We start from the raw sequence: 12308 nt of genomic DNA, 5'->3' as shown, positions 1-12308 counted from the left end.
GTAAGGCAGGAAGCATGAAAACGGAACAACCGTTATGGGGCAGGGGCCAGATGGTCTCTCCCCAGCACTTCCAGCAACAGGCCGCCTATGCGGCCTGGTCTGCGGAATGTATCGCCCGACTGGGTCTTTCCCATCCCTGGGGGGTGATTAATGCCACTTTCGAACCGGATGTACTGAAGTTGGGCCGTCTACAGGCCCGTCATCTGCACCTCCGGTTCCCTGACGGGACATTAATCGATACGGATAATGCTGACGACCTGCCACCAGTGCTGGCGCTTGAGAGTGAAACACAGGACGTGGTGGTGGTTCTGGCTCTTCCGCTGCTGCGCGCGAATGGTGGCAACTGCCTTAAGCCCGATGAGGTGGCCGCGCGTCCTGTTCGCTATCGCCAGCGCTGGCGGGATGTCCGCAACCTTTTTGGCGATGACACCCGCCAGATTGCAGTGATGCGGCCAGAGCTGACGTTGCGATTTGCCCATCAGAACAACAGCGATTACCTGACCTGTCCGGTTGCCCGCCTGCAACAAGATTCGCAAGGGAACTGGGCACTTGATGAGGCATACCTTCCGCCGCTGCTGGCGTTGCTGGGCAGCCGCTGGCTGATGACCCAGCTTGAGCAACTGTTGACGCAACTGCGCGCCCGTCTGGGCCGCCTGATGGACATGCGCCGGGAAAGTAATGAGCGCATGGCGGATTTTGCCGTAGCCGATGTTTGATTGTTCTGGCTGCTCAATGCCCTGAACAGTGCTGAGCCCGTGCTGGGTCAGTTTCAGCGCCACCCGCAAAGCCCGCCTGAGCGTCTCTATCCGGAGCTGGCTAGGCTTGCAGGCAGCCTGTTGACATTCTCGCTGGAGCATCAGGTCAGTGCGATCCCGGCATGGCAGCATGAGCAACTGAATAACGTCTTCCCGCCGCTGTTTGATTTACTTGGCGATCTTCTGGAAGCCAGCCTGCCATCGCGGGTGGTGGCGATTGAGCTTGAGCATGATGACCGGCTTCACTTCTGGCAGGCCCGTCTGCATGATCCACGTCTGCGCGAAGGCGCTGATTATTACCTCTCCGTGCGTTCACCGATGCCGGTGGCACAATTGCAGGAGCAGTTCCCGCGCCAGTGCAAGGTCGGCAGTCCCGATCATGTCAGGAGTATCGTCAATTCATCGCGGGTGGGCGTCCCTCTGATGCCGCTGCGCCATGTGCCGGCAGCCATTCCACTGCGTCTGGAAAATCAGTATTTCAGCCTTGATGTCTCTCATCCCCTGGCCATCGAAATGTTCCAGAGCGGCACCTGTATGTTTTACGTTCCGGGAATGCTCGCCGAGCCTGAACTTGAACTCTTTGCGGTACTGAGAACATGAATGATCGTAAACGCGCTACTGCCGCGTTCATTGATATTGATGCCCTGTTACAGGACACCTGGCTACAGGTGATCAGTCTGCGTCACGGCCCGACATTCCAGGACGGGGAAGGGCGTACGCTTTGGGAGCGCTGCATTGATGATGTCGGGCGTGTGCAGCGAGAACTGAAAGCGAGCGAACTCGATGAAGCCAGCTGCCAGCATATTCTTACGGCACAGTGTGCGCTGCTTGATGAGGCAGTCAAAGGTCGCGGTGTGGAGGATGACGCCTGTATACAGTGGTATGACATTCCCCTACAGGGATATTTCCTTGGCACTATGGACGCCGGTGACACGTTATGCGATCGGATGCGTGATGTGCTGCGTGAACCGGCTCCTGACCACGCCGTTGTGACCTGCTTCCAGCGAGTCATGATGCTCGGATTCCTCGGCAACTTCCGCTCCCTGAACGATCCTGAGCGGCAGAAACTCATGAATGCACTTAATGAATATGTTGCGCCGTTCAGCTATTCACAACCCCATCCCGTTCTGGCGGAAAGCCATGCCGGACGGGGGATAGGGGGGGGGCTGGCATCATGGCCCGTGCGCATTGGCCTGAGTGTGGTGGTGGTCACCGCATTATGGTGGGGACTGGATTGCTGGCTGGATAAGACACTGCTTACCCTGCTGCCGGGAGCTGTGAAATGAGCCCTGCACAACAGCGCGGGCTTGCGCTCTGGGCTGCCCTGCTGAGTGCAGTGGTCTGCCTGTGGTTTCTGCCAGCATCCCGGCTGGTTTCCGTTCTCGTCCTGCTGGCGGTATTGGGGCTAATCATGGCGTTCTGGGCTGTCGCCTGCCGTCGCGTGCAGCACGATTTCACCCTGTGTCTGGAGGACCTGCCTGAAGCCAATTATTGCCAGCCCGTGGTACTGGTCTGTGGCGATCTGCCGCTTGCCTGGCCGCATCAGTCACCTGTACTTACTGTCACGCAGGGCTGCTGGATCCGTGTGGAGGATCATCTGGAACTGGAGCAGGCCGCCCGTCAGGTACTGTGGTTGCGCCCCGACTGGGGACGTCAGCTGTCAGTGATGGTCAGTGTTTGTCCGCAGCAGCACCCTGATAGTGAGCGCCTTACCAGTCGTTTGCTTGCCCTGCGCTGGCAGATTAGTCGGTTGCGTAAAGCAACCGGCCATTCTGTGCCACTGGTTCTGAATGGACAGGTCGGCAGTGCGATGATGAATGACATGCTCTGGCAGACGGCGATCCTGGGAGAAGGGGTAAAGGTCTGGAGTGGGACTTCAGCGCCTGGCTCAGTTGCTGAATGGGTTAATACTGGCGGAACGCCTGCGATGCAGCAACAGGTGCTGATGAACAGCCTGATGAGCTGGTTCCAACAGCACGTCCAGGCTGTCCTTATGGATGAAAACCCCGATATTCCTGTCATTGAACCTGTTGCGGTTCTGTGGGGATTGGGTCCGATCCTGGCCGGAAGCATGGCCACCTCTGTCTGGACAGCGTGGTTGTCCCGCCATACTGCGATGCAGCAGGTGTCTGGCTGGCAGCCGGCGGGAACGGACAGTACGGTTATTTCCCTGTTCCCGAATTTTGTCCTCCCTTTACTGCCAGAAGGACGAGGCCTGACACCGCATGGACGAACCTGGCGCGGTGCGCTCGGAATCTTCACGCTGGCAGCCATTGCTGCGCTACTCAGCAGTGGCTGGAATAATCGCCAGCTGCTGCAACGCGTGAGCTTCGATATTGCACGCTATGAACGTATACCGATGAATGACTCCGGGCCGAAAGCTGACGCCGTTGCCGTGCTGCGCGAGGATGCGGCATTGCTGGACGACCATGCACGTAACGGCGTACCGGCCCGGCTGAGTCTAGGCCTGTATCAGGGCGGACGTCTGCGTATGCCAGTGCTGAATGCGATTCGCTCTTATGTGCCTCCGCCTCCGCCGCCTGAACCGGAACTCAAACCGGCACCGAAAATTGTCCGCCTCGACAGCATGTCGCTGTTCGATACCGGAAAGTGGGCGCTTAAACCCGCCTCAACAAAGCTGCTGGTGAACTCACTGGTGGGGATCAAGGCGAAGCCCGGCTGGCTGATTGTGGTGGCGGGCCATACCGACAGCACCGGGGATGACCAGTCCAACCAGGTGCTGTCGCTTAAGCGCGCGGAGTCGGTACGCGACTGGATGCGGGATACCGGCGACGTGCCGGAAAGCTGTTTTGCGGTGCAGGGCTATGGTGAAAGCCGTCCTGTCGCCACCAACGACACCCCGGAAGGGCGTGCGCTCAACCGCCGTGTCGAAATCAGTCTGGTACCGCAGGCGAATGCCTGTCAGGCGCCGGGCAAGACCCATGCGTCATCGCAGGATGATGGCGCTGATAACAATGTAACGGAGTAATTAACATGGCAATTCCAGTCTATCTGTGGCTGAAGGACGACGGCGGCGCGGACATCAAAGGGTCCGTGGACGTTCAGGATCGTGAAGGCAGTATCGAAGTGGTGGCCCAGGAGCACAACCTGTACATCCCGACCGATAACAATACCGGCAAACTGACCGGCACCCGTATCCACACCCCGTTCCTGTTCACCAAGGAAATCGACTCCTCCAGCCCGTACCTGTACAAGGCGGTGACGACCGGCCAGACCCTGAAATCTGCCGAGTTCAAATGGTACAGAATCAATGACGCAGGCCAGGAAGTGGAGTACTTCAACACGAAGCTTGAGAACGTGAAGCTGGTGAAAGTGAATCCGAAGATGCATGACATCAAGGATCCCGCTTTCGAGAAGCACAACCACCTCGAGCAGATTGAACTGCGCTACGAAAAAATCACCTGGACCTACAAGGACGGCAACATCATTCATTCCGATTCCTGGAACGAACGCGCCACTGCGTAAGAGCCCCGAGCAGACGGTCAGCCGTCTGCTTTTTTTGCTGAGCGCCTGTACTGACGGGTGGTCAGCAAAGAAAAACACAATCTGCCTGCCCGACCTGATGCGCTTTGGGTTCCTGAATAACAGGGAACAGCGACGGGCGGTAGCGTGTCCGGAACTGATAAAGAGAGAGTCTCATGGAAAATCCAGCCATCCTGTTACGCCGTCTTAACCCTTACTGTGCCCGCGCGATGGAAGGGGCCGCTTCCCTGTGCCAGACCCGCGCCCATGCGGAAATCCTGCCTGAGCACTGGCTGCTGAAACTGCTGGAGCAGGGTGAGGGCGACCTGACGGTGCTGGCGCGGCGCTACGAATGGGATATGGATACGATATGGCAGGATATGCTGGGTTTTCTGGACAGCCTGCCACGGTCAGTGCGCAGCCGTCCGCAGCTTTCGGAGGGCGTGCAGTCACTGATGCAGGACGCCTGGCTGCACGCCTCGCTGGCGGGGGAAGAGCATATCCGCAGCATTCACCTCCTGATGGCTCTGGTGGAAAAACCGAAACTGCTGCGCTGCGACGGCCTGTGGCCGCTGCTGACGCTGGCGCAGAGCCAGCTTGAGCGCCTGCGTGGACTTCTGGATGCGCAGTCGGATGAACGCCCGGAGGTGCAGCAGGAAGCGGAGCTTACGCAGGGTGATGAGGTGGAGTTTGTCGGCCGTCCGGTGAACGCGGATATAAAAGGAGAGCTGAACCCGGCGTTGCAGAATGCGCTGGACAGGTTCACCCTCGACGTCACCGCCCGCGCCCGTGAGGGCAGAATCGACCCGGTCTATGGCCGCGACAATGAAATCCGCCAGATGGTGGACATTCTTTCCCGGCGCCGCAAGAACAACCCGATTCTGGTCGGCGAACCGGGAGTCGGCAAGACCGCGCTCGTGGAGGGACTGGCGCTGCGCATTCATGAGGGCAATGTGCCGGACGCGCTGAAGCCGGTCTCGGTACGCACCCTTGACCTCGGCCTGTTACAGGCCGGGGCGGGTGTGAAGGGGGAATTCGAGCAGCGCCTGAAAAACATCATCGACGCGGTGCAGCAGTCACCCCTGCCGGTTCTGCTCTTCATTGATGAGGCGCACACCATTATCGGCGCCGGTAACCAGGCGGGCGGCGCCGATGCGGCCAACCTGCTGAAACCGGCGCTCGCCCGCGGTGAGCTCAGAACCATTGCCGCCACCACCTGGAGCGAGTACAAACAGTACTTTGAGCGCGACGCCGCGCTGGAGCGTCGTTTCCAGATGGTTAAAGTTGATGAACCGGACGACGACACCGCCTGCCTGATGCTGCGCGGACTCAAGTCACGCTACGCGGAGCACCATGGCGTGCATATTACCGATGAAGCGGTTAAAGCCGCCGTCACGCTCTCCAGACGCTATCTGACCGGACGCCAGCTTCCGGACAAGGCGGTGGATTTGCTGGATACCGCCTCTGCCCGTATCCGTATGAGCCTCGACACTATTCCGGAACCGCTGACCCGCATGAAGGCGCATCTCACGGCCCTTGCTATGGAGAAGCAGGCGCTGCTGGAGGATATCGCGGTGGGCAATACCGGTCACGGCGAACGTCTGGCCGCCATCGGAGAGGAAGAAGTCGCCATCATTTTGCAGCTCGACGAACGGGAAGCCCAGTACGGCCAGGAGCTGAAACTGACGGAAGAACTGCTTGCCTGCCGCACGGATATCTCCCGTCAGGGAGAGATTGCGGACCTTCAGAGGCAGCTTACTGCCGTGCAGCAGAATACCCCGCTGCTGGGGCTGGATGTGGACGCGCGTACCGTCGCCACCGTTATCGCCGACTGGACCGGCGTACCGCTCTCTTCCCTGATGAAGGACGAGCAGACGGAACTGCTGAGCCTTGAGCACAGTCTGGCGAAACGCGTCGTCGGTCAGGACAGTGCACTGAATTCCATTGCGCAGCGCCTGCGCGCCAGCAAAACCGGTCTGGCGCCGGAGAACGGCCCGCAGGGCGTGTTCCTGCTTGTGGGGCCGAGCGGCACCGGCAAAACCGAAACCGCCCTGGCGCTGGCCGATGAACTGTTCGGCGGCGAGAAGTCCCTTATCACCATCAACCTCTCGGAATATCAGGAGCCACACACCGTCTCGCAGCTCAAGGGCTCACCGCCGGGCTACGTGGGTTACGGTCAGGGCGGCATTCTGACCGAAGCCGTCCGTAAGCGCCCGTACAGCGTGGTGCTGCTGGATGAAGTGGAAAAGGCGCACCGGGACGTGATGAACCTGTTCTACCAGGTGTTTGACCGGGGCGTCATGCGCGACGGCGAGGGGCGGGAAATTGACTTCCGCAACACGGTGATTCTGATGACCTCCAATCTCGGCAGCGACCTCATCATGCAGATGCTGGAGGAACAGCCGGAGGCGACAGAGCCGGACCTGCATGAACTGCTGCGTCCTGTCCTGCGGGACCACTTCCAGCCCGCGCTGCTGGCGCGCTTCCAGACGGTGATTTACCGTCCGCTGGCGCAGGCAGCGATGCGTACCATTGTGGAGATGAAGCTGGCGCAGGTCAGTAAACGCCTCAACCGTCACTACGGTATGAAGACCGATATCCACGAAAGCCTGTATGACGCGCTGACCGATGCCTGCCTGCTGCCGGACACCGGGGCACGCAATGTTGACAGCCTGCTGAACCAGCAGATCCTGCCGGTGCTGAGCCAGCAGTTGCTGAGCCATATGGCAGCGGGGCAGAAGCCGCATACCCTGACGCTCGGCTGGGATGAGGAAGAGGGCATAGTGCTCGAGTTTGACCGGACAGAAGGTGAGCGTCCATGAGCAGTAATCTTCCCTTACGATTCAGCCACAGCCATCACCTGCTTTCGGTGAAGGGCTGCGATGCAGGGCTTGATGTGCTGGCGTTTGAGGGTGATGAAGCCCTGAGCACACCCTTCAGCTACCGTATTGAGTTTACCAGCACGGACCATGCCATCAGCAAAGAGATGATGCTGATGAAAGCGGCTTCCCTGACGCTTCAGGCCCCGGTTGACCAGGGTTACGGCATCAAAATACAGCAGCCGGTGCGGGTGATTCAGGGCGTGGTCACGGGTTTTGAACGCCTGGGTACCTCAAAGGATGAAACCCGTTACGCAGTGACGCTTGAGCCGCGTCTGGCCCTGCTCAGCCGCTCGCACCAGAACGCCATCTACCAGGACATGTCCGTCCCGCAGATTGTGGAGAAAATCCTGCGCGAGCGCCACGGCATGCGCGGCCAGGACTTCCTGTTCTCACTCTCAAAAGAGTATCCGCGCCGTGAGCAGGTGATGCAGTACGCTGAGGACGACCTGCACTTTATCACCCGCCTGCTGGGTGAGGTCGGTATCTGGTTCCGCTTCACCACCGACACGCGCCTCAACATTGACGTGGTGGAGTTTTACGACAGCCAGCAGGGATATGAGAAAGGCCTGACGCTGCCGTCGGTGCCGCCGTCCGGGCAGCACTCACAGGGGGTGGACTCGGTGTGGGATATGGAGAGCCGTCATAAGGTGGTCCAGAAGGAGGTCAGCACCCGCGACTACAACTACCGTCAGGCCTCGGAGGATATGAACACGCTGGTGGATGCGACCCGCGGGGATGTCACCACGTACGGTGAGGCCTATCACTGGGCGGATAACTACCTGACGCCGGGCAGCGCGTATGACCGCAACCCGGCACCGGAGTCCGGGGCGTTTTACGCCCGCATCCGTCACGAACGCTACCTGAATGGCCAGACGCAGACCGTGGCCTTCACCAGCTGCCCGGTGCTCTCTCCGGGTATGCTGCTGAAAGTCACCGGCGGGTATGAAGTGGCGGAGGTGTTTGCGCAGGGCGTGGTTGTCACGGCGATGCACAGCCATGCGCAGCGTGATGCGGACTTTTGCGTCAGGTTTGACGGTATCCCGGACAGCCCGGATTTCAGTTTCCGCCCGGAACCTGGTTCACGTCCGGTGATGGCCGGTACCTTACCGGCCCGCGTCACCAGTACCACTGAAAATGACACCTACGGGCATATCGACAAAGACGGCCGCTACCGCGTCAACATGCTGTTTGACCGTGAGAACTGGGAGACCGGGTTCGAAAGTCTGTGGGTCCGTCAGTCCCGGCCGTACGCCGGGAATACCTACGGCCTGCACCTGCCGCTGCTGGCGGGTACCGAGGTGGCGATTGGTTTTGAGGATGGCAACCCGGACCGGCCGTACATTGCCGGTGTGCTGCACGACTCGGCGCACGGCGACCACGTCACCATCCGCAACTACAAGCGTAACGTGCTGCGCACGCCGGCGAACAACAAAATCCGCCTCGACGACGAGCGCGGGAAAGAGCATATCAAGGTCAGCACGGAGTACGGCGGCAAGAGCCAGCTGAATCTCGGCCACCTGGTTGACAGCGACAGGCAGAAGCGCGGTGAGGGGTTTGAGCTCAGGACGGACAGCCGGGGTGCCATCCGGGCGCAGAAGGGGATTTTTATCAGTGCTGACGGCCAGGCGAAGGCGCAGGGCCAGGTGCTGGAGATGGCGCCGGCGGTCAGCAATCTCGGCGATGCCCGGGAGCAGATGACATCCATCTCCGGTGATGCGCAGCAGGCGACCGCGAACCCGGCAGACCTTCAGGCGCAAATCACACTGCTGGAGCAGCATCTGACGGACCTTAAAAAATCGGTGCTGCTGATGAGCGCACCGGACGGTATCGCACTGACCAGCGGAGACCATCTGCAGGTCTCGGCCGGGCAGAACCTGATTGCCACGGCGGGTAAAAATGCGGACGTCAGCGTGGTGAAAAATCTGTTCATCGGGGTGGGCAGTGCCCTGAGCGTGTTTGTGCGCAAGCTGGGCATAAAGCTTATCGCGAACCAGGGGCCGGTGCAGGTACAGGCGCAGAACGACCTGATGGCATTGCTGGCCCGCAAGGAAATCAGCATCGTCAGCACGGAAGATGAAATCAAAATCCTTGCGAAGAAGAAGATCACGCTGAACGGCGGCGGGAGTTATATCACACTGGATGTGAATGCGATTGAGGCGGCGACGCTCGGGGATTACCGGACACGGGCGGGATTTTATGACCGGCAGCAGAAGGCAAATAAACCAGAAGATTTCCCGAGTATTGCCCCGATAGCAGCAGAACCTGCCAGCTCCGGTAACAACCAGCAAGAAAAACCAGACAAAGACGAAGATGTCCCGGGTACTGGCCCTGCTGCTCCGGAAGCAGCAGAGCCAGCCAGTTATTTCCTTTTTTCCTGACACGGAGTCATAACATGATTATCAGCCCACCGTTTCTGAGAAACAGAACTGCATCCCAGTCTGATGCCGACTGGACTGGCGCAATGATGCCGGTTAATCCAGACCAGGGATTCCCGTTGAACGGAGCAGAATCCTGGCATGGAGGTGTTCACATAACACATACAGACGAAGGAATGCCTAATGAAAAAATACGGGCAATTGCTGATGGCGTAGTTGTTTCGTTCCGCCAGCCATCGTCGTCTAAAGATGCAGAACCACTCAATTATCTCGGACCGACAGATGACGGCTATGTCTTGCTGAAGCATGAAACGGAGACAGGAAGCGGAGATGACGGGAAGGTCGTATTCTATTCACTGTGCATGCATATGAAATTTCTGGAGGCAGAAATAAAGCAGGATGCAAAAATATACCGTAAAGCCCCCCTGGGCTCTTCAGGCACGTGCAGTGGACGGAATGAATTCCATTTCCAGATTTTCTGTGATGACAACAATATCAGCAAGCTGGCGGGCAGAACGACCCGTGAACTGGACGTGTCGAAAGATGGCCGGACTGATGCCGTTTACGGAGATATTCACTTTTATCTTCCGGCCGGAACGAAGTTTTATGATAAGGCACCCGCAAATAACAGTACTTCCATAACCGGGCTTTCTGAGCTGTATACCAGCAGTGCGCCTCTGTATGCCAGTATGACGCTGGCACAGGGCAGCTGCACGATGGTGACCCGGCAGAAAAATACGCAGACTGACGGGAAGTATGACCTGCTGGGCGACCCTCTGGTGAATGCTGACGGAGAGGACTACGAATATAATCTCTATAACACCGCGATGCGGAATTATAAGGAAAGCCCCAGCGCCGGGTTTGAGCTGCTTCGTTTTGGCCGGGTGATCAATACGGAGCATGAAACGCTGGTACCGGCAGATGCGCCATTATGGATGACGGTCAGTTATCCGGGTGGCAAAGGGGTGGTCAATCTCGCTGATCCGAATATTAAAAAATTCAGTGACGCTGATTTTCCTCACTGGACGGGCTGGCAGCTGGTTGATGACGATACTGACAGTAATAGTCAGTGTAGCTCAGCCATAATCAGGAAACTGCAGGAGGACGGTGAGTACAATAATCAGTGTGGAAAGTTAATCTGTCATTTCCCGTTCGAATGGGAAAAAAGTACGTTCGATACCCGTTTTTCATGGCTGAAAACGGGGAATGACAAGCGTGCTCCGATGACGGAAGGAGATTATGCAAAATTTAAGGCTTATGCAGAAGCGTTGTGCTTTGATTCCGGAGCATTGAGTAATGGAAGGCTGTGGCATTTTGAGCCAAAAACATTCATTAAACATTTTAGAAACTGTGGATGGTTAAGTTTCTGTGAAATGAAACAAATAGTACCTAGCCATGCACTGCGGCAATCTGGCAGAGATCGGTTTGTTTGGGAGGCAATTAATACGAATTTAAGAACGCCGGGCTCAATTTTAAGTAACCAGATTTCAAATTTAAATTCCTCGATGAGAAAGTATTGTATTAATACGCCCTTTAGGATTTCTTGCTTTTTAGGTAATGCAATACAAGAAACAGGCTGGTTAAGTACCCTTCATGAAGGAAATGGCAGTAACCTCTGGTACGCCCCGTGGTACGGACGCGGTTTTTTGCAATTAACTAATCCAGAAAACTATCTAAATTATTTTAAATATATTGGCAAGGTAGTTCAGGATCAATTAAAACGAAGTTTGGTTGACGCATATGCATTAATTGCAGCACAACCACCTGCGAATAGATCTAATGCGACATTGCAAGATCGCCACTTCCCTACGCTTCCAACAGAGTTTATAGGACTAAGGAGCGAGGTTAGTGATTCACAAGGTACATTAGCTGCAGATAGCGCTGGGTTTTATTGGGTAAAAAATAAGATGGCTAAATATGCCGATGAGGAGCATGTTTTAGAGAGGGTTTCTGTTAATTCAAATCTAGGAATTAAGTATTACTACCGAAGTCCTAGTTTTTGGAAAGCAAGTGCCGCAGTTAATTTACCTGGAAGGATCGGTTCACTTTACCATCGCTCACTAAATGGATTCGATTCAAGATGCTGTGCCTACGGAGTTGCCATTGCTATTCTAACTGAAAATACATTCCCGAATGCTTCTGGAAGTTTTGTTTTGGACTTTCCAGAAGGATATAATCATAGGACGTAAATTATATGAAATTGTTATATATAGTGGTTTTTCTCAGTATTAGTTCCTTCGCTATGGCCTCTGCTCCTGAAGCTAAAGTTGAAAATACTTCAGTAACCAGAGCATTGACTTCAGATTCTAACGCAGAAATCTCTTCGTCATCCAGTTTTGATGCATGTAATGTGCATTTCAGGGATTACAAATTCCCTACATTGTCAGAGGATGAGTACTTTAAAAAAAAATCGCCAATATCAGAGTGGAGTTGTTTATATTCTGGTGAGGCATTTGAAGCGGGATATGATACACAGCAAGTAAACACTAAAGGAATTAGTGTTAGTAGTACTGATAATAAAATTGTTTATGATTATAAGAATAAGATATGGAAACTAATACCAGACACAGCTTATGTAAAAAATGGAAAGATAAATCATCTATCCCTAGTGCAGGTAAAAAGTAAAAATGCATCTGGTTTTATGGCTGTGAACAGTATGGCGAAACTCATAGATGGAACTCTAGGTGAGAGCATTTATTTCTGTTTGATACATAAAAATAATGCTCTATGTGGCTCTGGCATTAATTCCCCTGATGATAAAAATGAAGAGCTCTCTAAAGACTGTCTCTTATACACATCTCCGAGCCCACGAG

The 12308-nt window shown here is 55.9% G+C and carries 6 protein-coding genes and 2 pseudogenes; all 8 read left to right on the top strand.

From position 1 onward, the window contains the following. The first annotated feature begins 14 nt into the window (after positions 1 to 14). A pseudogene (tssK, locus tag ACNQ0W_RS03655) lies at positions 15 to 1355 on the top strand (type VI secretion system baseplate subunit TssK). Next, complete coding sequence (gene tssL, locus ACNQ0W_RS03650; protein ID WP_062932963.1) at positions 1352 to 2041, top strand: type VI secretion system protein TssL, short form; 690 nt, start codon at positions 1352 to 1354, stop codon at positions 2039 to 2041. Before tssK ends, tssL begins: the two are co-directional and overlap by 4 nt. Further along, complete coding sequence (locus ACNQ0W_RS03645) at positions 2038 to 3744, top strand: OmpA family protein (protein ID WP_048244276.1); 1707 nt, start codon at positions 2038 to 2040, stop codon at positions 3742 to 3744. Before tssL ends, ACNQ0W_RS03645 begins: the two co-directional genes overlap by 4 nt. A 5-nt stretch (positions 3745 to 3749) precedes the next feature. Next, positions 3750 to 4241 (top strand): type VI secretion system effector Hcp, encoded by a 492-nt coding sequence (gene hcp, locus ACNQ0W_RS03640; RefSeq protein ID WP_009653685.1) that lies wholly within the window; start codon positions 3750 to 3752, stop codon positions 4239 to 4241. 173 nt (positions 4242 to 4414) lie between these two features. Further along, complete coding sequence (tssH, locus tag ACNQ0W_RS03635; RefSeq protein WP_062932964.1) at positions 4415 to 7060, top strand: type VI secretion system ATPase TssH; 2646 nt, start codon at positions 4415 to 4417, stop codon at positions 7058 to 7060. Further along, on the top strand, positions 7057 to 9498 hold the full coding sequence (locus ACNQ0W_RS03630) for a type VI secretion system Vgr family protein (RefSeq protein WP_080454682.1): 2442 nt from the start codon (positions 7057 to 7059) through the stop codon (positions 9496 to 9498). Before tssH ends, ACNQ0W_RS03630 begins: the two co-directional genes overlap by 4 nt. A 14-nt stretch (positions 9499 to 9512) precedes the next feature. After that, a complete protein-coding gene (locus tag ACNQ0W_RS03625; RefSeq protein ID WP_063254501.1) occupies positions 9513 to 11684 on the top strand; it encodes a hypothetical protein in 2172 nt (723 codons plus the stop codon). A 5-nt stretch (positions 11685 to 11689) separates the two neighbouring features. After that, positions 11690 to 12308: pseudogene (locus ACNQ0W_RS03620) on the top strand (hypothetical protein); the annotation flags it as partial.

The organism is Enterobacter cloacae complex sp. 6730903 (genome assembly GCF_048283985.1).
Taxonomy (GTDB): Bacteria; Pseudomonadota; Gammaproteobacteria; order Enterobacterales; family Enterobacteriaceae; genus Enterobacter; species Enterobacter hormaechei_C.
Note: the sequence above shows the minus strand (reverse complement) of the source record. Positions and strands in the feature narration are given on the sequence as shown.